The 24,476-nt window shown below is 67.6% G+C and carries 31 protein-coding genes; 19 read left to right on the top strand and 12 right to left on the bottom strand.

Annotated features, from left to right (window positions below):
* Positions 1-111 precede the first annotated feature (111 nt).
* The 4 genes from rimI to ACFQRC_RS06870 are packed head-to-tail and all read right to left on the bottom strand — an operon-like array spanning position 112 to position 2,406.
* Positions 112-585 carry a ribosomal protein S18-alanine N-acetyltransferase gene (gene rimI, locus ACFQRC_RS06885; RefSeq protein ID WP_379959297.1) on the bottom strand — a complete coding sequence of 158 codons (474 nt, stop codon included), beginning with the start codon at positions 583-585 and terminating at the stop codon, positions 112-114.
* Complete coding sequence (gene tsaB, locus ACFQRC_RS06880; RefSeq protein ID WP_379959295.1) at positions 582-1,181, bottom strand: tRNA (adenosine(37)-N6)-threonylcarbamoyltransferase complex dimerization subunit type 1 TsaB; 600 nt, start codon at positions 1,179-1,181, stop codon at positions 582-584. The genes rimI and tsaB overlap by 4 nt, the downstream gene beginning before the upstream one ends.
* Before the next feature lie 6 nt (positions 1,182-1,187).
* Entirely contained in the window at positions 1,188-1,760 is a 573-nt protein-coding gene (locus ACFQRC_RS06875; protein ID WP_379959293.1) for a NifU family protein, read from the bottom strand.
* Positions 1,761-1,809: 49 nt separating this feature from the next.
* Positions 1,810-2,406 carry a YdeI family protein gene (locus ACFQRC_RS06870; protein ID WP_379959291.1) on the bottom strand — a complete coding sequence of 199 codons (597 nt, stop codon included), beginning with the start codon at positions 2,404-2,406 and terminating at the stop codon, positions 1,810-1,812.
* 217 nt (positions 2,407-2,623) lie between these two features.
* Between ACFQRC_RS06870 and ACFQRC_RS06865 the strand changes: the two genes are divergently transcribed.
* Genes ACFQRC_RS06865 through ACFQRC_RS06850 form a run of 4 tightly spaced genes read left to right on the top strand, consistent with a single transcriptional unit; the run spans position 2,624 to position 7,453 of the window.
* The gene (locus tag ACFQRC_RS06865; protein ID WP_379959289.1) at positions 2,624-4,519 is read left to right on the top strand and encodes a TonB-dependent receptor plug domain-containing protein; all 1,896 of its coding nucleotides are present in this window, start codon (positions 2,624-2,626) and stop codon (positions 4,517-4,519) included.
* Positions 4,520-4,563: 44 nt separating this feature from the next.
* A complete protein-coding gene (locus ACFQRC_RS06860) occupies positions 4,564-5,079 on the top strand; it encodes a YfiR family protein (protein WP_379959286.1) in 516 nt (171 codons plus the stop codon).
* Positions 5,076-6,824 carry an ATP-binding protein gene (locus ACFQRC_RS06855; RefSeq protein WP_379959284.1) on the top strand — a complete coding sequence of 583 codons (1,749 nt, stop codon included), beginning with the start codon at positions 5,076-5,078 and terminating at the stop codon, positions 6,822-6,824. The genes ACFQRC_RS06860 and ACFQRC_RS06855 overlap by 4 nt, the downstream gene beginning before the upstream one ends.
* Complete coding sequence (locus ACFQRC_RS06850) at positions 6,821-7,453, top strand: hypothetical protein (protein WP_379959282.1); 633 nt, start codon at positions 6,821-6,823, stop codon at positions 7,451-7,453. Before ACFQRC_RS06855 ends, ACFQRC_RS06850 begins: the two co-directional genes overlap by 4 nt.
* A gap of 3 nt (positions 7,454-7,456) precedes the next feature.
* Here the strand turns inward: ACFQRC_RS06850 and ACFQRC_RS06845 are convergent, their stop codons facing one another.
* Positions 7,457-7,678 (bottom strand): hypothetical protein, encoded by a 222-nt coding sequence (locus tag ACFQRC_RS06845; RefSeq protein ID WP_379959280.1) that lies wholly within the window; start codon positions 7,676-7,678, stop codon positions 7,457-7,459.
* A 7-nt stretch (positions 7,679-7,685) separates the two neighbouring features.
* Positions 7,686-8,636, bottom strand: coding sequence for an EamA family transporter RarD (gene rarD, locus ACFQRC_RS06840; protein WP_379959277.1), 951 nt, complete (start codon positions 8,634-8,636; stop codon positions 7,686-7,688).
* Between the two features lie 170 nt (positions 8,637-8,806).
* Between rarD and ACFQRC_RS06835 the strand changes: the two genes are divergently transcribed.
* The 10 genes from ACFQRC_RS06835 to ACFQRC_RS06790 all read left to right on the top strand — a co-directional run bounded on the left by ACFQRC_RS06835 (position 8,807) and on the right by ACFQRC_RS06790 (position 14,846).
* Positions 8,807-9,457 (top strand): DUF4893 domain-containing protein, encoded by a 651-nt coding sequence (locus ACFQRC_RS06835; protein ID WP_379959274.1) that lies wholly within the window; start codon positions 8,807-8,809, stop codon positions 9,455-9,457.
* Positions 9,458-9,496: 39 nt separating this feature from the next.
* Positions 9,497-10,042 carry a hypothetical protein gene (locus ACFQRC_RS06830; protein WP_379959272.1) on the top strand — a complete coding sequence of 182 codons (546 nt, stop codon included), beginning with the start codon at positions 9,497-9,499 and terminating at the stop codon, positions 10,040-10,042.
* The gene (locus ACFQRC_RS06825; protein WP_379959270.1) at positions 10,042-10,422 is read left to right on the top strand and encodes a hypothetical protein; all 381 of its coding nucleotides are present in this window, start codon (positions 10,042-10,044) and stop codon (positions 10,420-10,422) included. The genes ACFQRC_RS06830 and ACFQRC_RS06825 overlap by 1 nt, the downstream gene beginning before the upstream one ends.
* 63 nt (positions 10,423-10,485) lie before the next feature.
* A complete protein-coding gene (locus ACFQRC_RS06820; protein WP_379959268.1) occupies positions 10,486-11,124 on the top strand; it encodes a hypothetical protein in 639 nt (212 codons plus the stop codon).
* A 70-nt stretch (positions 11,125-11,194) separates the two neighbouring features.
* Positions 11,195-11,572: a fluoride efflux transporter CrcB gene (crcB, locus tag ACFQRC_RS06815; protein ID WP_379959266.1), complete on the top strand. Its 378-nt coding sequence runs from the start codon at positions 11,195-11,197 to the stop codon at positions 11,570-11,572.
* On the top strand, positions 11,569-12,669 hold the full coding sequence (locus ACFQRC_RS06810; protein ID WP_379959264.1) for an RluA family pseudouridine synthase: 1,101 nt from the start codon (positions 11,569-11,571) through the stop codon (positions 12,667-12,669). The genes crcB and ACFQRC_RS06810 overlap by 4 nt, the downstream gene beginning before the upstream one ends.
* Positions 12,669-13,274, top strand: coding sequence for an FMN-binding negative transcriptional regulator (locus ACFQRC_RS06805; protein WP_379959262.1), 606 nt, complete (start codon positions 12,669-12,671; stop codon positions 13,272-13,274). The genes ACFQRC_RS06810 and ACFQRC_RS06805 overlap by 1 nt, the downstream gene beginning before the upstream one ends.
* Positions 13,271-13,930, top strand: coding sequence for an HAD-IA family hydrolase (locus tag ACFQRC_RS06800; RefSeq protein WP_379959260.1), 660 nt, complete (start codon positions 13,271-13,273; stop codon positions 13,928-13,930). The genes ACFQRC_RS06805 and ACFQRC_RS06800 overlap by 4 nt, the downstream gene beginning before the upstream one ends.
* Positions 13,927-14,160 carry a hypothetical protein gene (locus tag ACFQRC_RS06795; RefSeq protein ID WP_379959258.1) on the top strand — a complete coding sequence of 78 codons (234 nt, stop codon included), beginning with the start codon at positions 13,927-13,929 and terminating at the stop codon, positions 14,158-14,160. Before ACFQRC_RS06800 ends, ACFQRC_RS06795 begins: the two co-directional genes overlap by 4 nt.
* Complete coding sequence (locus ACFQRC_RS06790) at positions 14,136-14,846, top strand: ATP12 family chaperone protein (RefSeq protein WP_379959256.1); 711 nt, start codon at positions 14,136-14,138, stop codon at positions 14,844-14,846. Before ACFQRC_RS06795 ends, ACFQRC_RS06790 begins: the two co-directional genes overlap by 25 nt.
* On the opposite strand, the gene ACFQRC_RS06785 is transcribed toward ACFQRC_RS06790, so the two are convergent.
* Positions 14,843-15,427, bottom strand: coding sequence for a hypothetical protein (locus ACFQRC_RS06785; RefSeq protein ID WP_379959254.1), 585 nt, complete (start codon positions 15,425-15,427; stop codon positions 14,843-14,845). The two genes, ACFQRC_RS06790 and ACFQRC_RS06785, sit on opposite strands and share 4 nt — an antisense overlap.
* A 63-nt stretch (positions 15,428-15,490) precedes the next feature.
* Positions 15,491-16,123 (bottom strand): guanylate kinase, encoded by a 633-nt coding sequence (gene gmk, locus ACFQRC_RS06780; protein ID WP_379959252.1) that lies wholly within the window; start codon positions 16,121-16,123, stop codon positions 15,491-15,493.
* Positions 16,124-16,214: 91 nt separating this feature from the next.
* Between gmk and ACFQRC_RS06775 the strand changes: the two genes are divergently transcribed.
* Entirely contained in the window at positions 16,215-16,751 is a 537-nt protein-coding gene (locus tag ACFQRC_RS06775) for a DUF2585 domain-containing protein (RefSeq protein WP_379960409.1), read from the top strand.
* A gap of 191 nt (positions 16,752-16,942) precedes the next feature.
* Here ACFQRC_RS06775 and ACFQRC_RS06770 read toward each other — a convergent pair whose 3' ends face one another.
* The 3 genes from ACFQRC_RS06770 to ACFQRC_RS06760 all read right to left on the bottom strand — a co-directional run bounded on the left by ACFQRC_RS06770 (position 16,943) and on the right by ACFQRC_RS06760 (position 19,967).
* A complete protein-coding gene (locus ACFQRC_RS06770; protein WP_379959250.1) occupies positions 16,943-17,866 on the bottom strand; it encodes a dimethylarginine dimethylaminohydrolase family protein in 924 nt (307 codons plus the stop codon).
* 102 nt (positions 17,867-17,968) lie between these two features.
* Positions 17,969-19,372 (bottom strand): class II fumarate hydratase, encoded by a 1,404-nt coding sequence (gene fumC, locus ACFQRC_RS06765; RefSeq protein WP_379959248.1) that lies wholly within the window; start codon positions 19,370-19,372, stop codon positions 17,969-17,971.
* A 112-nt stretch (positions 19,373-19,484) separates the two neighbouring features.
* Entirely contained in the window at positions 19,485-19,967 is a 483-nt protein-coding gene (locus ACFQRC_RS06760) for an SspB family protein (RefSeq protein WP_379959245.1), read from the bottom strand.
* A gap of 88 nt (positions 19,968-20,055) precedes the next feature.
* Between ACFQRC_RS06760 and ACFQRC_RS06755 the strand changes: the two genes are divergently transcribed.
* Together ACFQRC_RS06755 and ACFQRC_RS06750 are read left to right on the top strand one after the other, a co-directional pair.
* Positions 20,056-20,433, top strand: coding sequence for a histidine triad nucleotide-binding protein (locus tag ACFQRC_RS06755; RefSeq protein WP_379959243.1), 378 nt, complete (start codon positions 20,056-20,058; stop codon positions 20,431-20,433).
* 167 nt (positions 20,434-20,600) lie between these two features.
* Positions 20,601-22,169 carry an amino acid permease gene (locus ACFQRC_RS06750; RefSeq protein ID WP_379959240.1) on the top strand — a complete coding sequence of 523 codons (1,569 nt, stop codon included), beginning with the start codon at positions 20,601-20,603 and terminating at the stop codon, positions 22,167-22,169.
* Positions 22,170-22,228: 59 nt separating this feature from the next.
* Here ACFQRC_RS06750 and ACFQRC_RS06745 read toward each other — a convergent pair whose 3' ends face one another.
* Positions 22,229-23,224, bottom strand: a complete 996-nt coding sequence (locus ACFQRC_RS06745; RefSeq protein ID WP_379959237.1) for an adenosine kinase — start codon at positions 23,222-23,224, stop codon at positions 22,229-22,231.
* A 109-nt stretch (positions 23,225-23,333) separates the two neighbouring features.
* Here ACFQRC_RS06745 and ACFQRC_RS06740 point away from each other — a divergent pair, with 109 nt between their 5' ends.
* Together ACFQRC_RS06740 and ACFQRC_RS06735 are read left to right on the top strand one after the other, a co-directional pair.
* Positions 23,334-24,026: an EI24 domain-containing protein gene (locus ACFQRC_RS06740; protein WP_379959234.1), complete on the top strand. Its 693-nt coding sequence runs from the start codon at positions 23,334-23,336 to the stop codon at positions 24,024-24,026.
* 23 nt (positions 24,027-24,049) lie between these two features.
* Positions 24,050-24,403, top strand: a complete 354-nt coding sequence (locus tag ACFQRC_RS06735; RefSeq protein WP_379959231.1) for a hypothetical protein — start codon at positions 24,050-24,052, stop codon at positions 24,401-24,403.
* Positions 24,404-24,476 lie beyond the last annotated feature (73 nt).

Genomic DNA, 24,476 nt, shown 5'->3' with positions numbered 1-24,476 from the left:
CCTGTCGAGCCTCCGAATAGATGTTGCTGGGGGAACTGGTCCTGCGGGCGCAAATCGTCCCTTCCGGCCCGTTTTACAAGCGAAATTCCGGAGGACGCGAGGGAGTCTGGATTATGGCGCCGCGGATCTGGCGAGCGTCAGGGCGTCGTAAACCTGTCCGTCGCGGCCGCTATAATAGCCGCCGCGCCGGCCGACTTCGATAAACCCCGCCCGGGAGTAAAGCTTAACTGCATGATTTCCTTCGCGGACCTCAAGGTGGAGCCGCTCGGCTCCGCGCGACGTGGCGATCGAGATGAACCGGTCGAGCAGCGACTGCCCGATGCCCCGTCCCTGCGCATCTCGCTTGATCGCCAGCAGCAGCAATTCGGCCTCGTTGACGACGAATCGGCCAAGCGCGAACCCGACGACTTCGTCGCCGGCGCGGGCAAGGCTCAGCCACACGCCCGGCATCGGCATCAGGCCGGCGCATTGGGGTGCCGTCCAGGCTTCGCCGAAAGCGGGGTCGAAACTATCGTCCATGACGCGCATCACCGAATCGAGATCGAGGATGCCGCCTTCCGCGATGCTGACCTCGGGGGGCGTCATGGCATCGGCTTGGCGTCGGGCGCGCGGCCGTAGATCGGCTTGGGGGGAAGGCTTCGCAGGGCCGCCGGAAGCCGGCGCGCATTGGCCGCGCGAAGCTCCGCGGCCTTCGCCTCCCCGAAGCCTCGCGCCTTCACCAGCGCCTCCGCGCCCGAGCCCAGGACGAGTCGCGCCGATATCGCCGCGGCCGCTTCCTGCGGCGGCAGCGAGCGAAGGGGGTCGCGGGACTGGAGCGGTTCACGGCCATAGCTTTGCACGAAAAGCTGCCCATGTCCGCCCTCCAGCGCAACCGCGAATTGATCGGCCGGTTCGCCGGTCGCGACCAGGGCCATGGCCGAATAACCGTAAAGGGGAATCCCCCAGCCGATCGCCAGGCCGTGCGCCGCGGCAAGGCCGACGCGGACGCCGGTGAAGCTGCCTGGCCCGCAATCGACGAGGATGCCGAGAGGGCGCCTCCCCGCGAGCATCTCGTCGATCATCGGCATCAGCCGCTCGGCATGGCCGCGGCCGACCAGTTCGTGCCGTTCGTCGATCAGGCGCTCGCCATCGACGAGCGCGGTCGAGCAGGCGGCGGTCGTGCTGTCGATCGCCAGCAGCATCGCCGCCTAGACCGCTTCGACGGCTTCAACCTCGGGCACATAATGTTTGAGCAGGCTTTCGATGCCCTGCTTCAACGTCATCGTCGACGACGGGCAGCCCGAGCAGGCGCCGTGCAGCGCCAGGAAGACGGTGCCGCCCTGGAAGCCGCGATAGACGATGTCGCCGCCGTCCTGGGCGACCGCCGGCCGGACTCGCGTTTCGACCAGCTCCTTGATCTGGGCGACGACCTCCGCATCCTCGGGATTGTCGTCCATCGCCAAAGCGGGCGCGACCGCGATGCCGCCTGCGCTGCCCGGCTTGAACAGGGGCGCGCCGCTCGAGAAATGATCGAGCAGAACGCTCAGTATCTGCAGTTTGAGATCCCGCCATTCGACGCTCGGCGCGGCGGTCACGGAAATGAAGTCGCGGCCGAAGAACACGCCGTCGACATCGCCGGTCGAAAAGATCGCCTCGGCGAGCGGTGAGGCTTCGGCTTCCTCCGGCGTCGCGAAATCGCGCGTCCCGCCGCTCATCACGGTCTCGCCAGGCAGGAATTTGAGGGTCGCCGGATTGGGCGTCGGTTCGGTCTGGATCAGCATGGGTTCCATGTGGTCCCCGACGCGGGCGCGATCAAGGCTCAATGGCGTTTCAACACTTCTCATACTTCCAGTTGCGCTTCTTGCCTTCGGCCATCCATTCCACCGCCTGGGCGATGCGCTTGTCGCGCGTCGCCGCCTGCTTCGCCTCGGTGATCCATTCGAGATAGTCGCGCCGCGCGCCTGGCGGAAAGGCGTCGAAGGTCGCCGACGCCTTGGACTCTGCGTCGAGCGCCGCGCGCAGGTCGTCGGGAACGGCGATCGGCGGCTTGGGATGCTTGGCGCGAGCGGGCTTCACGCCGGCATCGGTCAGCGCCATGGCCTTCCGGATCAGCGTGTGCAGCGTCTCGTCGTCGGGAAGGTCGGCGACAGAGGTCAGCCGGCCGAACTGACCCATCGCGCTCGTCTGCCGGTCATTCTCGCCGACGACCAGGCTGCCTTTCCAGAAGCCGAAGGTCGCGTGCGCCTTGAACGCGGCCATCATCGCCAGTTGCTCCTTGCCGTACATGAAGGTGGGCGCGCTCCATTTCAGCGTCTCCTCGCATGAGGGGCAGGCCGCGTGGACCGCCGCCCGCAGATGCTCGAGGATTGGCCGCGCGAAATTGGCCTGGCGGGCGATATAGGCATCGATGCGCTCGTCGCGGGACATAAGCGGCTTCCCTTCGCTGACGCGCGACCATCGGATTTCCCGGCCGATCGCGCAAGCCGCCTAGGCGAAACTTCCCTTGCTCCAATTTTCCGCGCTAAAGTGGCCGAAGGGAAAATATATCGGGGAAGCAACGAATTGCGCATTGCCGGGTTGCTTATGGCGGATGGGCTCGTTCGCATGGGGCGGGCGAACGCCTGTCCGGGGGATTCTGAATCCGATGCATTCGATTAAGGCCGCACAGATGCGCCGCGCGGCGGTGGCGTTTCTTCTGGCGGGGAGCGCCGCTTCGATCCCTTCTGCCGGCGCGGCGCAGAGCGTGGCCGAGCTCCGCGATTTGTCGATCGAGGAGCTGGCGCAGGTCCAGGTCACGTCGGTTTCGAAACGGCCGGAGCCGCTGAGCGAAGCGCCGGCCGCGATCTACGTCATCACCAACGAGGATATCCTGCGCTCGTCGGCGACATCGCTGCCGGAAGCGCTGCGACTGGCGCCCAATCTCCAGCTGCAGCAGATCGATTCGCGCCAATATGCGATCAGCGCGCGCGGCTTCAACGGCTATGAGACCGCCAACAAGATGCTCGCGCTGATCGACGGCCGCAGCATCTACACGCCGCTTTTCTCCGCGATCTTCTGGGAACTCCATTCCCCGGTGATGGAGGATATCGAACAGATCGAAGTGGTGAGCGGCCCCGGCGGGACGTTGTTTGGCCCCAATGCGGTGAATGGCGTCATCAACATCACGACCAAGAACGCCGTGGACACGCTGGGCGGCCTCGCGCGCGGGACGCTCGCCGCCAACGAGGGCACCGCCGCACTGCGCTACGGCTTCCCGGTCGGCGACGGCGCCATGCGGATCTACGGCAATTATTCCCGTCGCGGCGACCAGCCCGACGGCGCCGGGCCGGACATAGACGATGCCTCATCCGGCTTCCAGGCCGGCTTCCGCACGGATCTGGGCTCGGCGGACAACGCCTTCACCCTGCAAGGGGACATATTCGACACCCGCACCGACATCTTCCGCGGCGACGGCGAGAAGGGCCATAATTTGCTCGCCCGCTGGACGCGCCGGATCGACGACGATTCCTCGTTCCGGCTCCAAGCTTATTATGACAATTTCAACCGCCGCTTCGTGCTGGTGCGCGACGCCCTCCAGACCTTCGACGTCGAGGCCCAGTATAGCGGCTCCGCCGGGCGGCACGATTTCGTGCTCGGCGCCGGCGTGCGCACGACCCGCGACGCCTTCATCAACCGGCTCAACCCCTTCGTCCTCGATCCCGAACGCGAGCGGCTGTGGATCATCAACGCCTTCGCCCAGGACCAGGTCGCGCTCGGCGAACGGCTGACGCTGACGGCGGGGGTCAAGCTCGAACGGTCGTCGTCCGCCGGGGTGCAAGTGCTTCCGAACCTTCGGCTCGCCTGGCAGCCGAGCGAGGATGTGCTGCTCTGGTCGGCGGTGTCGCGGGCCGTCCGCACACCCTCGCGGATCGACCGCGACCTTCAGGCGCTGCCGATCCTGGCGCCCGCCACCAGCTTCCAGTCCGAAAAACTGACGGCCATCGAGGCCGGCTATCGCGGACAGCCGACCGACACCACCACCCTCTCCGTCTCGCTCTTCTACAATATCTACGACGATCTGCGCACAACCGAATTCGCGCCCGACGGCGGGCTTCCGATCATGCTCGGCAACAGCCTCAAGGGCCACAGCTACGGCATCGAAGCCTGGGCCACCCAACAGGTCGCCTCCTGGTGGCGGATGAAGTTAGGCCTCGCCACCCTCGGCAAGTCGTTCAAGGTAAAGGACGGCCATATCGACATCACCGGCGGAGAATCGGCCGGCAACGATCCCGATTTCAGGATCCTCGTTCGTTCCCAGATGGATGTCGCCGACAACGTCCAGCTCGACGTCGGCCTGCGCACCGTCGACGATCTGGAGCGTCCGCGCGTCGACAGCTACGTCGAGGCCGACGCCCGCCTGGGCTGGCGCGTTAGCGACAATCTTGAGCTCTATGTGGCGGGCCGCAACCTGCTCCACGCATCGCACGAGGAAAGCGGCGAGCCCGAGCGCTCGCAGCGTATCGAGCGCAGCCTCCACGCCGGGACGCGAATCCTGTTCTGATGGCGACGCGCTTCGCCTCTGTCCTCCGGGGAACGGCAACCCGGATGCTTCCGGGCCTGCTCCTGCTCGCTCTCGCGCAGCCGGTTTCGGCGCAGCCGCTCGAAACCTCCGTCAAGGCGGCCTTTCTTCCCAAGTTCGCCCGCTACGTCGAATGGCCACCCGGGGCGCGACCGGCGGCGGGCACGCCGATCCAATTGTGCATCATCGGCAGCGATCCCTTCGGCGAGGTGATTGACGATGCTGTGGCGGGGCAGCGCATCGGCGACAATCCGGTGGTCGTGCGCCGACTTGCCGGCGTCGACGGCGCCTCGAACTGCCATATCGCCTTCGTGCGCGGCCGGACGGGACGGTCCACCGCGCAGCTGCTGGCCGGCCTGCGCGACAAGCCGGTGCTGACCGTTACCGATGCCCGCGACGGTTCGGCGCGCGGCATGGTCCATTTCGCGATCGTCGACGGCCGCGTCGGATTCCATGTCGACGCCGTCTCGGCCGCGCGCAGCCATCTTTCGATCAGCTCACGGCTGCTCGGCATCGCGCTCAGCGTGAGGCAGAGTTCGTGAGGCCGTTCAACCGCCTCGCCCGGGGCTGGCGATCGGTCCCGGCCGCCGCCGGCCTGATGGCCGCCTTGCTGCTGCTGGCCGGGCTCGGCATCATCTTCCAGAGCGAGAGCGCCTATCGCGAGCAGAAGGTCAGGGAGGCGCGGGTCCAGGCCGAGATACTCGCCGCCAGCGTCACCGCCGCGCTCGATTTCGCCGATGCCGCGGCCGCCCAGGAATCGGTCAACGCATTGCGCGTGAACCCGCAAATCCGGTCCGCCGCCGTCTATGACGGGGAGGGCGTTTTGTTCGCCGGATTCCAGCGGTCGGGGACGACATTGCCTCCCACGCTCGCCGAAATCCTGCCGCCCGAGGGCAGCATCGCGATTGCCGCCGCGCCGGTCGCTCGGGACGGGACGAGAATCGGCACGGTCAGCCTGTCGGTCGTTCCCGAGCCGCTGTCGCGGAGGCTCACGCGCTATGCGCTGATCGCGCTGTTCGTCGTCATGACGGCCTTGGTGGTGGGCGTGCTCGGCATCGCCCATACCGCGCTTCGCCGGGTCAATCGCGAGCTGGCCGAGCGCGCGAGCGCGCTTGCCGAGGCGAATCGCGAGCTGGAGATCCAGATCGAGGAGCGCGCCAAGGCCGAGGAGCAGCTTCGCCAGGCGCAGAAGATGCAGGCGCTGGGCCAGCTCACCGGCGGCATCGCGCACGACTTCAACAATCTGCTAACCGTGATTCAGGGCTCGGCCGATATCCTCCAGCGCCCGAACCTGACGGAGGAAACGCGCATCCGCTTCGCCGGTGCGATCGCCCAAACGGCGGGCCGCGCCGCCGCGCTCACCAGCCAGCTCCTCGCCTTCGCCCGTCGCCAGCCGCTGCGGCCCGAGGTGCTCGACCTCAACGAGCAGATACTCGGCATGGCCGATCTGCTCGATCGCACGCTCGGCGAGCGAATCCAGATCAGTCTCGACCTGGCGTCCGATTTGTGTCCGGCGGAGGTCGATCCGACCCAGCTCGAATCGGCCGTCCTCAACATCGCCGTCAACGCCCGCGACGCCATGCCCGACGGCGGCACCCTCACCATTCGCACGACCGACGCGGAGGAAAATGCGGAACGGGGACGGGCGCTCCTGCTGGCGATCTCCGATACCGGCGAGGGCATAGACCCGGAGACGCAGGCGCGGGTGTTCGAACCCTTCTTCACCACCAAGGGCGTCGGCAAGGGCACAGGCCTCGGCCTCAGCCAGGTCTATGGATTCGCTACCCAGTCGGGAGGCGACGTGTTCATCGACAGCGTGGCGGGAGAAGGCAGCACGATCACCATCCTCCTTCCATGCAGCGAGCGCGAGGCGGCGACCGGCGAAGCGGCGCGCGAGCAGCAGGTGCGGACCTGCGCCGCTACCGGCTGCGTCCTCGTCGTCGACGACAATGAGGATGTCGGCGCCTTCGCCGAGACATTGCTTGGGGAGCTCGGCCACACCGTCATCCGCGCCCGATCGGGCGCGGAGGCGCTCCGCCTCGCCGCCGAGGCGCGGATCGACGCCGTCTTCACCGATGTCGTCATGCCGGAGATGAGCGGCCTCGAGCTTGCCGAGCGGCTCCACGAGCAGCGCCCGGAGCTTCCGGTCATCCTCACCACCGGCTTCAGCGACCGCATCGCCACTTCGGGCAGCGGCGGTCTGCCGGTCGTTTACAAACCCTACCGCCTCGAAACCATCGCCGCCGCCCTCGGCGAGGCGATGCGGCCGAAGGAGGATGGGTCATGACCGGGGCCGTGCTCGCGGCCGCATGGCTCGCCGTCTCGCCGGCCGTGGCCACGGTCGAGGGCATTTATCAGCTCGACATGCCGGAGACGGCCTCGACCTTGATCCTGGGGCCCGGCGACCGATTCCAGTGGGGCTTTTCGCAAGGCGCGCTCGATCTTGTCGGCGAGGGGCGCTGGACGCGGCACGGCGACCGGCTCGTCCTCACCAGCGACCCCCCGGTGGTGCCGCCCCGCTTCATCCAGACAGGAGCCGGCGACAGCGATATCCCCGGCCTTCGGATCGAAGTGACGAACGACCGCGGAAAACCCGCCGGCAATCTCGACGTGGCCGCGGAATATTCCGACGGCAGCCGGGAGTCGGGCTTCATCCAAGGCGGCGAATATCGTTTCGAGCCCGATCCGGCGCGCAGGATCGTGGCGATGTTCCTCGGCAGCGAGATTTACGGCTTCGTCTCCGAGCGCTTTCCCGTCGCCGAGGACGTCACCGCGCTTCGCTTCCGGTTCGAGGCCAACGATGTCGGCAAGGCCGACTTCCAGGCGGTGCCGGCCGCGATCACCGCGGAGGGCCTGGACGTGGACTGGAAGGGGACGACGCTCCGCTACGCGCGACAGGAGCCGCCCGGCCGATAGGGTTCAGATGATGCCGCCGCCGAGCATCAGGCGGAGGATCCCGATCACGATGACCAACAGGTTGAGATTGCGTCCGCTCTTCTGCTTCGAGATGACTCCGATCCCGGCGCCGACCAGCGCCAATGGGATGATCAGCCAGTTGGCCCAGCCGAGCAGGGGCACGAAGGCGATGATCGCGAGCAGCAGGGCGACCGCGCCGATGAAGATGGAGACGAGGTTCAGCATTCGCCCATCATGGAACGCTGCACGGCTCGACGCAAGCGGCGGCTTTGTCCGCCTGGGCGCGCCGGGTCCGCGCCGCCGCCCGGCCGGTGCGGAACCCCTCCCAGGCGAAGATAATCAGCGCCGCCCAGATCGCGCCGAAACAGGCGAGATGCGCGCTGGTCAGTTCCTCCCCGAACACCAGCACGGCGAGCAGGAACTGGATCGACGGCGCGACATATTGGAGGAAGCCCAGCGTCGAATAAGGCAGCCTTTTCGCCGCCGCGGTGAATAGCAGGAGCGGGATGGCGGTCGCGGCGCCGGCCAGCACCAGCAAGGTCGTCGTCATCGCATCGGCGCCGAGGCCGCCCTGTCCAGTCCCTTCCAGCCAGAGCACCCAGCCGAGCGCCACCGGCGCAAGCAAGGCGGTCTCGATCGAAAGCCCCTCCAGCGATTCGACCGGCGCCACCTTGCGCAGGAATCCGTAGGAGGCGAAGCTCGCCGCGAGCGCGAGGCTGATCCACAAGGCGTCGCCGGCGCCGAACGCGAGCACCGCGACGCCGGCCGCCGCCAGCCCCACCGCCGCCATCTGCGCCCGGGTCAATTTCTCCTTGAGCAGCACGACGCCGAGCAGCACGTTGACCAGGGGGTTGAGATAGTAACCGAGGCTGCCCTCCAGCACGTGTCCGTTGAGCACCGCCCAGACGTAGATGAGCCAGTTGGCCGCGATCAGGGTCGCGGTCAGCGCCAGGATCGCCATGAGGCGCGGCGAGCGGAGGCCGGCGCCGATGCCCGGCCAGCGCCGCCATAAAGTGGCGAGCACTGCCAGGAAGATCAGCGACCAGATGATCCGGTGGGCGACGATCTCGGTCGGCAGCAGGCTGGCGAGCGCCTTGAAATAGAGCGGAAGCACGCCCCACAGCAAATAGGCGCCGAGCCCCAGCAGGAGGCCGGCACGGGTGCGCGCATGATCGTCGGTCATGGCGCGCGCCTAGAGCAGCGGTGGCGCGACGACAAGCCGTCCGGGCCGCCGCGACGGCGCGCGAGGCCGTCCGGCCCACGGCAGGAACATTTCGTCCGCTTAACGACTTATTATTCTTGTGCAGCCGGCCGCCTTCATGGTCGGCTCAGCGCGTCTTTGTGGGGAAGAGCATGTCGAAGAACGCATTTGTCCTGCCGATGGCGGGCCTGATCCTGATGAGCGCCTGCGCGCGGATCGCGGAGCCGCCGGCGACCGTGTCGGTGGAGGCCGTGCCCGTCGACGAGAGCGGATGGCGGAGCGTCGCGAGCGCGGCCGACCAGGACCGGATCGCCCGGCTCGAATCGGCCTGGACCGCCGCGCTCGCCGAGGCGCGATCGCGCGGCTTCAAGGGTGCGATCACCGACGAGGGCGAATTGCTCGATCCGGACGCCGCTTTGCCGCGCGCCGCGCCGCCTCCCGGTTCCTATCATTGCCGGGTCATCAAGATCGGCACCCAAGGCTCCCGCGACCTCGCCTACATCGCCTACAAGCCCTTCTTCTGCTACGTCGAGGCCGAGGATGATGTCCTCATCATCGTCAAGCAGACGGGGTCCCAGCGACCGGCCGGACGCATCTATCCGGAGAGCGACGAGCGCCATATCTTCCTCGGAACCCTGGAGCTGGGCGACGAGGACGCGCCGCTTCCTTATGGGGAGGATCCCCAGCGCGACATGGCCGGCGTGGTCGAACGGGTCGCCCCTTTCCGCTACCGCCTCGTCATTCCCTGGCCGCGCCGCGAATCGACGCTCGACGTGTTCGAATTGGTTCCGGTCACGCCATGAGCTAAGCTCCGCCCGCAATCCGAAGGGAGGGAGAGAATCGTGAACAGGACCAGTTTCGTCGCCGCCTTGTGCGCCGCTTCGCTGCTCGCCGCCTGCGAGGCCAAGATCGGCAAGGAGGATGCCGCCGCGCCCACCGCCGACGCCGATGGCGCCCGGGAGGAAATCTCCGCCGAGGGCAAGGCCGAGGAAGGGCAATTCTCGATCAACGCGCCCGGCTTCGACCTCAAGTTCGACATTCCCGACGGCCTGGCCGAACGGGCCGAGGTGGAGAGCGACAGCGACATCCTCTATCCGGGGTCGAGCCTCAGCGGCCTGCATATCGAGGCCGGCGAGCGCAGCGACGGTCGCGACCGCGGCGCGGTCGAGCTCCGATTCGCCAGCGCCGACGCGCCGGACAAGATCGCCGCCTGGTATCGCGACCCCGCCCGCGCGGCAGTCCTGACCATCGCCTCCGCCGGCCGGGAAGGCGACGACACCGTCATCCGCGGGACTCAGAAGGAGGATGGCGACCCCTTCACCGTTCGCCTGTCGCCGGCGAGCGGCGGCGGCACCGACGGCCGGCTGGTCTTCAGCGACGCGGGCTGATGCTCGCCGAGCCGGAGGAAGTCCGCGCTTATCTCGTCGCCGCCGCGCGGGCCGGCACGGCGCTGACTTATTCCGAGCTTCTCGAACGGCTCGGCTATGCCTTTTCGCGCCCGAAGATGCGCCAGCTCTGCGTCATCCTGGGGAGGATCGACGACGAGGGCGCCATTCGCGGCGAGCCCGAGCTAGCGGTGCTGGTCGTCCGGCAGGCCGACGGTCTCCCCGGCCAGGGATGGTGGGTCGCGGGCGGCGGCCGGTCGCGCGGCTATAAGGGGCTTTGGGAAGGGCCGGAGGCGGCGTGCTTCATCGCCGCCGTGCAGGCGGAAACTTTCGCCTTCTGGCAGTCCGATAATGGCACAGGCGGTGCCGAAGCTGCGGATTAACCACGTCTCCTCACCCACCGCCTTCGATTTTGCGGCATGATGAGGGCCACTCGAGGAGCCGTTATGTACCACCGCATCGCCTTTCCCTTGCGTCCCGCCATCCTGATCGCGGTGATGATGCTCGCCGCCTGCGGGTCGGCCTCCGACGAGACGGAGCTCGCCAGTCTCGACAACCAGATCGTCGGAAACGACGCCGATCCGGCGCTCACCAGCGCGCTGGAGGATCAGATACTGGTCGATCCGACCCTGTCGCAGCAGTCCAACCGCAATTCCGTCCGTCCGCCGGAGAGTCCTGTCCAGGCGCCTTATCCGGCGCCGGCGGCCGCGTCGGCCGGAGCGGATTGGATGCCGGGGCCGAGCGCGGGCGCCTGCGCGGCGCCGTTCGATTACAATCCCGGCTGGGCGAAGCGGCTGCCCGCCGCTCTCCCCGTCTATCCCGGCGCCCGCCTCACGGAAGCCGCCGGCAACAAAGGCGGCGTGTGCCGCGTGGCGACCTTCGTCACGGAGGCCGCGCCGCGCAACGTGCTGGACTGGTATCAGGCGAGGGCGGTGGGCGCCGGCTATTCGTCCGAACGACAGGTCCGCGGCGGCGACCTCATCCTCGCCGGCGTCGACAAGAAAGGCGGTGACGCCTTCTACCTGATCGTTACGCCCAAGGGGGCGGGCTCGGACGTGGCCGTGATCGCCAGCAACGGCGGCTAGGCCCTCTCGGATCGGCCAAGGGGAACTCGCCCACTGGCGAACTCGCCACGCGGCCGCTACATCGCGGCCGATGCCCAATCTCTTCCTCGTCATGCTGGGCGGCGCGATCGGCGCCGGCTTCCGCTATCATCTGAGCCGCGTGGCGCTCGAGCAGATGGGCGCCGCCTTCCCCTGGGGGACCTGGATCGCCAACCTGCTCGGCGGCCTGTTGATGGGCCTGCTCGCGGGCATTGCGCTCCGTGACGGGCCGGTCGACGATCCCCTGCTCCTCTTTCTCGGCGTCGGGATGCTCGGCGGCTTCACCACCTTTTCCGCCTTCAGCCTCGAGGCCGCGCAGATGATCCAGCGCGGAGAATTGATCGTGGCGGCGGCTTATGCGGTCTCCTCCGTTGCGGGGTCGGTGATGCTGCTCTTCATCGGCTTCTGGCTGGCGAGGGCGACGGCATGAACGAGACCGCCGCCAGCGACCAGGTCCGCCAGTTCACCGTCTCGGTCGAGGATGACGGCATCCGACTCGACCGCTGGTTCAAGCGCCATTTGCCCGACGCCAGCTTCAACATCGTCTCGCGCTGGTCCCGCACCGGCCAGCTCCGCCTCGACGGCAAGCGCGCCGCGCCCGGCGACAGGATCGAGGCCGGCCAGGTCATCCGCGTCCCTCCCGCCGAAGCGCCGGCCGCGCCGAAGCCGCGCGTCGAACGGCCAAGGCTGAGCGAGGACGAGATCGCTTATGTGAACGAGATGGTGATTCACCGCGATCCGGCCGCGATCGTCGTCAACAAGCCGCCCGGCCTCGCCACGCAGGGCGGAACCAAGACGAGCACGCATCTGGACGGCCTGCTCGACGGCCTCGCCAATGAGCGCGGCGAGCGGCCCAAGCTCGTCCACCGGCTCGACAAGGATACGTCGGGCGTGCTGCTCCTCGCCCGCACCCCGCGCGCCGCCGCCTTCTTCTCCAAATCCTTCTCGGGCCGCACCGCCCGCAAGGTCTATTGGGCGCTGGTGGTCGGCGTGCCCGAAGTGAAGGACGGCTTCATCGACCTGCCGCTCGGCAAGCAGCCGGGCACGGGCGGCGAGAAGATGCATGTCGACGAAAGCGACGCGGGCCTGCCTTCGCGCACCCGTTACCGGGTCATCGAGCGCGCCGGCAACCGCGCCGCCTGGGTCGAGCTCCAGCCCCATACCGGCCGCACCCACCAGCTCCGCGTCCACATGGCGGCGGTCGGCCATCCGATCGTCGGCGACGGCAAATATGGCGGCCAGGATTCCTTCCTCACCGGCAGCATCAGCCGCAAGCTCCACCTCCATGCCCGGCGCCTGCGCATCGATCATCCCGATGGCGGCCGCGTCGACGTGACCGCCGAGCTTCCCGCCCATCTCGCCGAGAGCATGGCCTCGCTCGGCTTCGATCTGGAGCTCGGCGACCTGCCGCTCGATGACGTGAAATATTCCGAGACACCCGAAGGCAAGCGCAAGGCCGCCAGCGCCGTCGCCAAGGCGAAGCGCAAGGAGCGCAAGGGCGAGCGGCGCGGCAGGGGGCGGGGCTGATGCACCCGAACCGCGCCTTCGCCTGGAACGACCGGGACGAAATGCTCGCCTTCATCGCCGACACCGCTTTCTGCACCCTCTTCGTCGCTACGGGCCAGGGCGGCCATGTCCTCCATGTGCCCGTGGTCGTGGCGGCGCCGGACCGTCTTCTCTTCCACGTCGCGCGCGGCAACCGGGCTTCGCCGGTCCTCGACGGCGCCGTCGCCCTTCTCTCCTGCCTCGGTCCCGACGCCTATATTAGTCCGGACTGGTACGGGACGCCCGACCAGGTGCCGACCTGGAACTATGTCGCGGTCGAGGCCGAGGGGCGGCTGCGTCGCCTGAGCGGTGACGAGCTGGTCGCCCAGGCCGACGCCCTGAGCGAGGCTCATGAGGCGCGCCTGGCGCCCAAGCCTCCCTGGACTCGCGGCAAGATGTCTCCCGGCCGCTTCGAGGCGCTGGCGAAGGCGATCGTCGGCTACGAGCTTGCGATCGACGACCTGCGCGGCACCCGCAAGCTCGGTCAGAACAAGGAGCCGGCGGAGCTGGAGGGGGCAGTCGGTGGCCTGCGCGCGGCGGGGCGGGCGGAGATGGCGGACCTGATGGCGGGAGAGGCGGCGCGATGAACCGCCTCGCCATCTTCGACTGCGACGGCACGCTCGTCGACAGCCAGATCAATATCTGCCTGGCGATGGAGGATTGCTTCGCGCGGGCAGGATTGGCGGCGCCCTGCCGCGAGAGAGCGCGCCGCGTGGTCGGGCTCAGCCTGGTCGAGGCGATGCGGGCGATGCTGCCCGAGGCCGATCCCGAATTCCACGTCACCCTGGCCGAGGATTACAAGCTCGCCTTCCACCGGCTGCGCGGGCAGGGGCTCGTCGACGAGCCGCTTTACGAGGGTGTCGCCGATCTGATCGACGCGCTCGAAACCGATGGATGGCTGCTCGGCATCGCCACCGGCAAGTCCGACCGGGGGCTCGGCCTCTGCCTTGCCCATCACGGGCTCTCCCGCCGCTTCGTCACCCTCCAGACCGCCGACCGCCACCCCTCCAAGCCGCACCCGTCCATGGTCGAACAGGCCATGGCCGATGCGGGCGCCGATCGCGCGACCACGATCATGATCGGCGACACCAGCTACGACATGGCCATGGCCCGCGCCGCCGGAGTGACCGCGATTGGCGTCGCCTGGGGCTATCACGAAGCCGGTGAACTGCGCGACGCCGGCGCCCACCATGTGGCGGATCACCCGTCCGACATCCTCGAACTGATAAAGGCTCTCGCATGACACCCCACGAAGACAGGGCGATGTGGCGCAACCGCTTCATCCTGATGAACCTCGCGCGGATCGCCGGCACGGTAGTGGTCCTGGTCGGCCTGCTCGTCTGGCAGGGCGATCTGGCGCGGGAGGGCGGCTGGCCGCTGGTCGGCATACCCATGGTCGCGGTCGGCCTGGTAGCGAGCTTCGGCGCCCCCAGGGCGTTGGCCAGGAAGTGGCGGACGCCGCCCGTGGAATGACGCGCTTCTACAGTCACGCCACGCTCCGCGCCGCGCAAGGAGGTTTCGAGATCTTGCTCGACGAGCGGGCGGTGAAGACGCCGGCGCGCCGGCCGCTGCTGCTTCCCACGGAGCCGCTCGCCCGGGCGGTCGCCGAGGAATGGAATGCGCAGGGCGAGAAGGTCGATCCGCGCTCGATGCCGCTCACCGGCCTCGCCAATGCCGCGATCGACCGCGTCGCGCCCGACGCCGAAAGCTTTGCGCGCGGCCTCGCCGCTTATGGCGAGAACGACCTCCTCTGCTACCGCGCCGAAGGTCCTTCCAGCCTGGTCGCGCGCCAGGCCGAGTTATGGGATCCGCTCCTCGCCTGGGCGCGCCGCCGCTTCGACGTAGATTTCGAGATCGTGTGCGGCATCATGCACCGGCCCCAGTATGAAGCGACCTTGCGCCAGCTCGCCCACGCCGTTGCCGCCCGCGACCCGTTCGCGCTCGCCGGTTTGTCGCCCATCGTCACCATCGGCGGCTCGCTGATCGTCGCGCTGGCGCTCGCGGAGGAGGCGATCGACCTCGACAGGGCCTGGTCAGCGGCGACGCTCGACGAGGCGTGGCAGGCGGAGCAATGGGGCGAGGACGCGGAAGCCGCCGCCGCCCTGGAGGCGCGCCGCCACGATTTCGCCGCCGCCTATCGGTTCCTCACCTTGATCTAGACGTCGCTGGGCGGACGGTGGCCGGCGCGATCATAGACCGCGGCGGGCAGCAATTTGAGGATGATGACACCGGCGACGATCAGCGAGACGGTGTCGGCGACGAACAGGTAAATGGCGTTGCCCCAGTCGTGATGATACCAGATCGGCTCGCCCAATCGCATGAAGATGGTGGTGCCGAGGACGCCGAGGACGAGCAGCTTCGCCCGCTCCGCGAAGCTCGCGATGTGGCGCGAGACCAGATAGAGCCCCGCCGCCATCAGCAAAGTCACCACCAGCATGTGGACGAAGCCCGCGATCATCGTCGCGCCGTCGCCGATCGGATAGCCGGCGACATTGTAATGGATCGTCGCTATCGGCCCGCGGCCGTAGAGGATCGTCTGGGACGATGTCGTTCCCGACGGAACGGAATAGGTCGCGGTTTCCGGCAGGTTCTGGGCGAGCACGCCCTGGACGGAGGCCGCCTGCGCATCGGGCAGGTTCTTGAAGCCCAGATGGGAGATCGGCGTCGCGAAAAAGAGGAAGCCCAGGATGAACATCGCGACCGCCGCCGCGAATGCGCCGATAATTGCCCGTCCCATCATCGCTCTTCCCCTTATCCTGTGTCGCTCGAAGCTACTCCGAAACGCGAGGGGAAGCAAAAGGCCTCAGCCGATCAGGCCGCGCACGAAATCATGCAGGCCGATCCGCCGCGTCGCCTTCAGCCGCTCCGCCTCCAGGACGGCGTGGACCTTGCCGAGGCAGGCGTCCTTGTCCTCGTTGACGAGGACATAATCATATTCGGCCCAGTGGCTGATCTCGGCCGCGGCGCGCTCCATGCGGCTCGCGATCACCTCGTCGCTGTCGGTGCCGCGCGCGCGCAGCCGCCGCTCCAGCTCCGCCATGGACGGCGGCAGAATGAAGACGCGGACGATGTCGGGATCGACTTGCTTCAATTGCTGCGTCCCCTGCCAGTCGATGTCGAGCAGCACGTCGCAGCCCGCGTCGATTGACTTGCGCACCTCGTTTTCCAGCGTGCCGTAGCGCTGTCCGAACACATGGGCCCATTCCAGGAACTGGCCGCTCTCGACCATCCGGTCGAATTCGGCGTCGGTCACGAAATGATAATCGCGCCCGTCGACCTCGCCTTCGCGCATTGGCCGCGTCGTCGCGGAGACGGACAGCGAGATCCCGCTGTCCTGGTCGAGGAGCATCCGCGCGATCGTGGTCTTGCCGGCGCCGCTGGGGCTGGAGAGCACGAAAAGAAGGCCGCGCCGCTTGAGCTGATTGCTGGTCGCCATGGGCGCTACTGGCGTGGGCGGTGGCGATGCGTCAAGAGAGGATCGGACGAGGGGGAAACCGAAAATGCCGCTGATCGAACGCCGTTACTGGATGATCGCGCTGGGGCTGGCGCTGGCCACCGCCGTAGTCCTTCTTCTGATGGGCCGTCCGCTCATCTGCGCGTGCGGCGAGGTGAAATTGTGGACCGGCGCGGTGCAGAGCGCCGACAACAGCCAGCATATCGCCGACTGGTACACGCCCAGCCACATCATCCACGGCTTCCTCTTTTACGGGCTGGGCTGGCTGTTCCTCCGCCGCAACCCCTATGGCGACCGCCTCCTCGCCGCGGTCGCGATCGAAGCGGCGTGGGAGTTGCTCGAGAACAGCCAGTGGATCATCGACCGCTATCGCGAGGCGACCTTCGCCTTCGGCTATAATGGCGACAGCGTGCTGAACAGCATGGCGGACATAGGCTGGATGACCTTGGGATTCCTCGCCGCCCGCCGCCTGCCGGTCTGGGCGACGATGCTGATCGCGATCGGATTCGAATTGCTCACGCTCTGGACGATCCGCGACAATCTGACGCTCAACGTGCTGATGCTGATCGCGCCGGTGGACGCGGTGCGGGTGTGGCAGGGCGGCGGTTAAAGCGTGATGGGATAGTATTGAACCGTTCGCCCTGAGCTTGTCGAAGCCTGTCCTGAGCGACGCCGCAGGCGGCGTCGAAGGGGGCCGTCCTTCTCTTTCGGCTAGAAAGAGCAGGGCTTCGACAGGCTCAGCCCGAACGGGGATGGTTTGAGCTAATCTCATCCTCCTCTAGCGCTGACGTTGGCGTCGGCTCATCCCGGCAGGCGCGCCAGCGGCAGGGTCAGGCAGTGGATGCCGCCGCCGCAGCGGGTGAACTGGTCGATCTCGACCGCGATCACGCGGTAGCCGCGCCGCGCCAGTTCCGTATTGATGCGGCTGCTGTCGGCCGAGGAAAGGATGCGCTCGTCGCCCAGGCTGACCAGGTTGGCGCCCAGACCCTGCACTTCGCCGATCGTCACCGGCACGAAATCGAGGCCCAGCATCCACAGGCGTTCGACGAAATCGCCGTCGAGCGCTTCGAGGCAGGCGGCGGCGCTGCGCTGGCCGACCATGGTGAACAAGGTGTCGAGGTGGAGGAAATAGGGGTCGAAGCGGGTGATGACCGCCGTCCATCCGCGATCCTCGAAAATCCGCGCCAGCGCCTTCGCTCCAGCCTCGTCGGTGCGCTGGCCCGACCAGCCGACGACGACCACGCCCGGGCGCAGGATGCAGATGTCGCCGCCCTCGATCTTGCCCTCCTCGATGGCGCCCAGCATCGGCACGCCCCACTGCCGCGCCGCATCGCGGACATGCGCCGCCTCCGCCTCGCGATGGGGGGCGGAAGGATTGAGTTGGAGGAGCCCCCAGGGCGTCATCAACGCCGCGTCGCGGGTGAAGGAGAGGTCCGGCATATCCTCCGAGGGTGGGACGACATGGCAGCGCACGCCCTCCGCCTGGAGCGCCGTGACCAGCGCCCGATGCTGCCGCCCGGCCGTGTCGGAGCAGCAGCTCATGCCCCGATCCAGCGCGCCGATCGAGATGCTGTTGCAGGGAACGATTTCCAGATGCGGCGGCGGCGACACCATCACATCCAGCAACCGCCCATATTCCGAATCGACGCCCCACCGGGTCAGCGGGCGCTCAAGGATGAGGTCTTCGCCGACGGGGGCGTCGGCGACAGCGATATCGAACAGCATCTGACTCTCTGAAAAAAATGACTGGAAACGAGGATTCGCCTCGGCTGGAATGAACCAGCGAGCGGGCGCGATGTTCCAGCCGGGATCGCCCTGTCGAGCGGGCTAGCGTCCGGTCATGTCCTCCGGCCGCACCACCTGATCGAACCGCGCTTCGTCGATCAGCTTGAGCTCCAGCCCGGCTTCCTTGAGCGTCAGGCTGTGCTCGTGCGCATATTTGGCGATCTTGGCGGCATTGTCGTAGCCGATCTCGGGCGCCAGCGCCGTCACCAGCATCAGCGACCGGTTCAGCAGTTCCGAGATACGCCGCTCGTCCGGCTCGATCCCGTCGAGACAGCGTTCGGTAAAGCTCTCCATGGCGGTCGAGAGAAGGTCGATCGAGCGCAGCACGTTGGCACCAATCAGCGGCTTGAACACGTTGAGTTCAAGATGCCCCTGCAGGCCGCCGATTGTAACCGCGACATGGTTGCCCATCACCTGCGCGGCGACCATGGTCAGCATCTCGGCCTGGGTCGGGTTGACCTTGCCCGGCATGATCGAGCTGCCCGGCTCGTTCTCCGGCAGCCGAAGCTCGCCCAGCCCGCAGCGCGGGCCCGAGCCCAGCAGGCGGATGTCGTTGGCGATCTTGGTCAGCGCCACCGCCAGCGTGTTGAGCGCGCCCGACAAATGGACGAGCGCGTCGTTGGAGGCCAGCGCCTCGAACTTGTTGCCGGCCGGCTCAAAGTCCAGCCTGGTGAGGTTCGACAATTCCCGCGCCATGGCCAGATCGAAGCCGGCGGGCGCGTTCAGCCCCGTCCCGACCGCCGTTCCGCCCTGCGCCAGCTTGGCGACGCCGTGCGCGACGGCGCCGTCGATGCGGTTGCGGCAGGCGTAAAGTTGCGCCGCATAACCGGAAAATTCCTGGCCCAGGGTCAGCGGCGTCGCGTCCTGGAGGTGCGTCCGCCCGATCTTGACGATAGGCGCCCACGCTTCGGCCTTGGCGCCCAGCGCCTCGAACATGCGGGTGAGCGCCGGCATCAATCGCGCCGCCGCCGCCCGCGCCGCGGCGACGTGGAGCGCGGTCGGGAAACTGTCGTTCGACGACTGGCCCATATTGACGTGATCGTTGGGGTGGACCGGGCTCTTGCCGCCGCGCCGGCCGGTCAGGATCTCGTTGGCCCGCCCGGCGATCACCTCGTTGGCGTTCATGTTGGACTGGGTGCCCGATCCGGTCTGCCAGATGACCAGCGGGAATTGGTCGTCATGCGCGCCGGACGCCACCTCGCCCGCCGCCGCCTGGATCGCCTCGGCCAGTCGCGCGTCGAGGCCGCCGCCGCGCGCGTTCACCCGCGCCGCCGCCTGCTTGACGAAGCCCAAAGCGTGGACGATCTCGACCGGCATCGCCTCGCGCTGGCCGAACGGGAAATTGTCGATCGAGCGCTGCGTCTGGGCCCCCCAATAAGCGTCGGCGGGCACCTCGATCGGGCCGAAGCTGTCCGTCTCGGTGCGGGTGGTGGTGATCTCGCTCATGACACACTCCCAATCCGCTGATCGTCATTCCAGCGAAAGCTGGAGGACCAGAGGTCGCGGCCCTTCTCCACGAGACCCCAGCCTTCGCTGGGGTGACAGCCCGTTGGGGCCGTCACTTCTTCCGGCTGAAATCCACCGATACGACGTTCGATCCGTCCTCGACCGGCTCGGCGCCCGGATGATCGTTCTCGGCTTCCTCGTGCGCCTGCGGCCCGCTTTCGTCGGCCTGGGCCTGGAATTGCAGCGCGAAATTGACGGCCGGGTCGACGAAGCCGGTGATCGCCGCGAACGGGATGACCAGCCTGGCCGGCGCCTGGTTGAAGGAGAGGCCGACCTCGAACCCGTCCTCGCGCACCTTCAGGTCCCAGAAACGGTTCTGGATGACGATCGTCATCTCGTCGGGGAAGCGCTCGGTCAGGTGGCGGGGGATGTCGACCCCGGCGGCGGCGGTCTTGAAGGTGATGTAGAAATGATGCTCGCCGGGCAGAATCCCGGTCGACTCCACCTCCCCCAGCACCCGGCCGACCACGGCGCGCAGCGCCTCCTGGACGATCTCGTCATAGGGAATCAGGCTGTCGGGCGCGTCGTCGCTCATGGGGCGACTCGTAGCGCCGGGCGCGAACGGGTCAAGCGCGTTGCGCCGCCGCCCGCCCAGCGGTTAAGCCGACGTGACGGAGGACCTTATGCCAATCGACGCCACCCGCCCCTATGACGAAAGCAACATCTTCGCCCGGATATTGCGCGGGGAGATACCCTGCTCGAAAGTCTATGAGGACGAATACGTGCTCGCCTTCAACGACATCGCTCCGCAGGCGCCGATCCATATCCTGGTCATACCCAAGGGTGCCTATGTCTCATGGGACGATTTCTCCGCGCGCGCGTCTGCGGAAGAGATAGCCGGCTTCGTCCGCGCCGTCGGCCGGATCGCGCGGGAAGCGGGGCTGGTCGAGCCCGGCTATCGCCTGCTCGCCAATGTCGGCGCCAATGGCGGGCAGGAAGTGCCCCACCTCCACGTCCATATTTTCGGCGGGCATCCGCTCGGGCCTATGCTGGTGCGCTAGGAGCGGCCACGCGTCCCGCCCGGAGAGGGCTTTTTTCGGGGCCGCCGACGCCGGGATGAGCCTCCGCCGCCATTATCGCTATTGCGCGCCGATGATTAGCGAGTAGGTTCCGCGACAAACCATAGGGCCGCGGCCAAGCGGCTCAGGGACATTTCAAGGGGAAGACCATGATTTTCGGGCGCGTAAAGCCTCTCGACGCCATCCTTGCCACCGCCGAGAAGAAGTCGCTTCACCGCACGCTCGGCGCCTTGCAGCTCACCCTGTTCGGCATTGGCTGCGTCATCGGCACCGGCATCTTCGTGCTGACATCGGCCGGCGCGCAGAAGGCCGGACCGGGACTGATGCTGGCTTTCGCGATTGCGGGCGCGATCTGCATCGTCGCCGCGCTCTGCTATGCCGAGATCGCATCGATGATCCCGGTCGCGGGCTCGGCCTACACCTACACCTATTCGGTGATGGGCGAGTTGCTCGCCTGGTCAGTCGGATGGGCCCTCGTCCTCGAATATGCGGTCGCTGCGTCCGCGGTGTCGGTTGGATGGTCCGGCTATTTCACGGGCACGATACTCAACCAGTTCATGGGCTATGAGCTTCCGGCCGCGCTGAGCGCCGGACCGCTCGCGCTCGGCGGCGCGCCCGGCGGCTTCATCAATCTCCCGGCGGTCGTGATCGCCCTCCTCGTCACCTGGCTGCTGATGATCGGCACCAATGAAAGCGCGCGCGTCAACGCGGTGCTGGTGGCGATCAAGGTTTCCGCGCTCACCGCCTTCATCATCCTGACGCTGCCGCGATCCGAGCTCGACAATTTCAACCCGTTCCTGCCGGCCGGTGTGTTCGGCGGGTTCGGATCGGGTGTCGGCGCGGTCGGCGCCGCCGCGACGATGTTCTTCGCCTATGTCGGCTTCGACGCGGTCTCGACCGCGGCCGAGGAAACCAAAAACCCACAGCGCAACGTGCCGATCGGCCTGATCGGGTCGCTGCTGATCTGCACCGTCTTCTACGTCCTCGTCGCCGCCGGCGCGATCGGCTCGATCGGCGGACAGCCGATCATGGGCCCGGGCGGCATTCCATTTCCGGCCGGATCGGAAGAGCTTGCCCGCCAATGCGCCATGCCCGCTTATTCCGGCATGCTGGTTTGCTCGAACGAAGCGCTGGCGCATGTGCTGCGCGAGATCGGATTCAGCGGCGTCGGCAACCTGCTGGGTATCGCCGCCTTCGTCGCGCTGCCTTCGGTGATCCTGATCCTGCTGTTCGGCCAGACCCGCATCTTCTTCGTCATGTCGCGCGACGGGCTGCTGCCGGACGGCCTGTCCAAGATCCACCCGAAGTGGAAGACCCCCTATGTGGTGACGGCGATCACCGGCGCCGTGGTGGCCTTCGCCGCCGCCTTCCTGCCGGTCGGCCAGCTGGCCGATATCGCCAATGCGGGTACGCTCTACGCCTTCTTCATGGTGGCGATCGCGGTGATGATGCTGCGCAAGCGAGAGCCGAACCGGAAGCGGCCGTTCCGTACTCCGGCTTTGTGGCTGATCGGACCGCTCACCATCGCGGGCACTTTGTTCCTGTTCTTCAACCTGCCGTTCGAGGCGATGATCGTTCTGCCGGTCTGGGCGGTGATCGGGTTCGTGATCTATTATCTCTACGGATATCGCCACAGCCATCTCGGCAAAGGCATTGTCGAGGTGCCCGATCTCCACGAGATCGAGCCGCATGCCCCTCCTGGGACCGAAAACCAATAGGCTCCTACGGGAAGTGCCAAGCGTGAAAAGGAAAAGGGGAGGCTTCAGCCTCCCCTTTTTCATCCCAACGCCTCGGCGACGAGCGCCTTCAGGTCTGCCTCGGGCCGAGCGCCATAGTGCGAAATCACTTCGGCTGCGGCGATGGCGCCCATGCGGAGGCTCTGCTCCAGCGAGCGGCCTTGCGCCTGGCCGGCGAGGAAGCCGGCGGCGAAGAGATCGCCCGCGCCGGTCGTGTCGACGACCTGGGCCACGGGCTCGGCGGGCACCGACACCCGTTCCTTGCCACGCAGGGCGACGGCGCCCTTCTCGCTGCGGGTGACGACCAGGGTCTCCACCCGACGGCTGGTTGCGGCCATAGCGGCGCCGAAATCCTCCTCGCCCGCGAGCGCCTTCAGTTCCTCCTCGTTGGCGAAGAGGATGTCGATCTTGCCGCTGTCGATCAGCTGGTTGAAGCCGTCGCGGTGCCGCGCGATGCAGAAGCTGTCGGAGAGAGTGAAGGCGACCTTGCGGCCGGCATTGCGGGCGATGTCGATCGCCTTGATCATCGCCCAGCGCGGTTCTTCGGGATCCCACAGATAGCCTTCGAGGTAGAGGATTGCCGCGCTTTCTATCTGCTTTGCGTCGATGGCGGCGGCGGGCAAGTGCTGCGAAGCGCCGAGGAAGGTGTTCATCGTGCGCTGCGCGTCCGGCGTGACCAGGATCAGGCAGCGCGCCGTCGGGACCGCTCCGGCGCTTGCGGGCGTGGTGAACTCGACGCCGAGGCCGGTAATGTCGTGGCGGAAGATCTCGCCCAATTGGTCGCCCGCCACCTGTCCGATGAAGCCGGCACGCCCGCCGAGCGCGGCGATGCCCGCGACCGTGTTCGCCGCCGATCCGCCGCTCGTCTCGCGGCCCTGGCCCATGCGGCCGTAGAGCCGGGTCGCCTCATCCGCGTCGATCAGCCGCATCGACCCCCTGGCGAGGCCCTCGGCCTCCAGGAAGGCGTCGTCGGCGGCGGCGATCACATCGACGATGGCGTTGCCGATAGCGAGGACGTCGAGGCGTGTGTCTGTCACGTGGGGCTGCTTTCCGAGGGAGGGAGATGGGCCGCCCCTAAACGGCGGGCGGCGCGCGATCAACCTGCCCGGCGTTGACCGTCCGGCCCGCATCGGCGAAGCAGGAGCCATGTTCGCCGCGCTCCCGTTCGCTATTGCCCAACTCGGCGATCCCCGCATCCGGCGGTTGCTCGTCAAGTCGCTGCTGCTGACGTTGGCGATTTTCGCCCTCGCCGGCTTGCTGCTCGGCTGGCTGCTGACCGGGAGCAATCCCTGCGGCATCGGCCCGCTCGATTATAGCTGCGAGATCGGGACCGGCGCCGGCACCACGGCTGCCGTATTTCTGGGCCTTCTCGGCCTCTGGTTCCTCTTTCCCGCCATCGCCATCGGCGTGCTCGGCATCTTCTCCGACGAGGTCGTCGAGGCGGTCGAAGCGCGCCATTATCCCGCCGCCGCGGCGAGCGGGCGCAATCCTTCGTTCGCGCGGTCGCTCGCTTTGGGGCTGCGCTCGGCGGGACGGCTGATCCTCTGGAACCTGCTGGCGCTGCCTTTCTATCTGCTGCTGCTCGTGACCGCCATCGGCCCGCTCATCCTCTTCTTCGTCATCAACGCCATCGCGCTCGGCCGCGACCTCGGCGAAATGGTGGCGATCCGGCATCTGGACGGAGAGGCGCTGAAACGGTGGCTCGGCTCCAGCAAGATCAAGCGCCTCCTGCTCGGCCTCGGCGCGACTGCCCTCTTCACCATCCCGTTCGTCAACCTGCTGGCGCCGGTGCTCGGCGCGGCCGTCGCCACCCACTTATTCCATTCGGAGAAAGTATGAACTTTTCAGCGAGGCGCAGCAGCATGGCGATCGGCCTGGCGCTCGCCGCCGCCGGCTGCGCGCCGATCACGCCGTCGGGCCAGGTCGGCACGCCGGCGCCGCCGACGTTCAGCATCGTGGGGCTGGAAAATGTGATGGGCCGCACCGCCCGCGCGCTCGAATCCCAGTTCGGCGCCGCCGATCTCGACATCCGCGAAGGCACCGCCCGCAAGCTTCAATTCGCCAGCCAGGTCTGCGTCCTCGACGCCTATCTCTACCCGCCGGGGAGGGGCGACGAAGCGGTCGTCAGCTATATCGACGCCCGACTGCCCGACGGCCGTGACGTCGACCGCGCGAGCTGCGTCGCCGCGCTCAGCCGGCGGGAAGAGGCGCGGTAGGCACTGGCTAAGCGCTAGACTCGTTCGTCCCGAGCGAAGTCGAGGGGCGCTGGCACGGAGTCATCACATACGC

The organism is Enterovirga sp. GCM10030262 (assembly GCF_042666435.1).
Classification (GTDB): Bacteria; Pseudomonadota; Alphaproteobacteria; order Sphingomonadales; family Sphingomonadaceae; genus Allosphingosinicella.
Note: the sequence above shows the minus strand (reverse complement) of the source record. Positions and strands in the feature narration are given on the sequence as shown.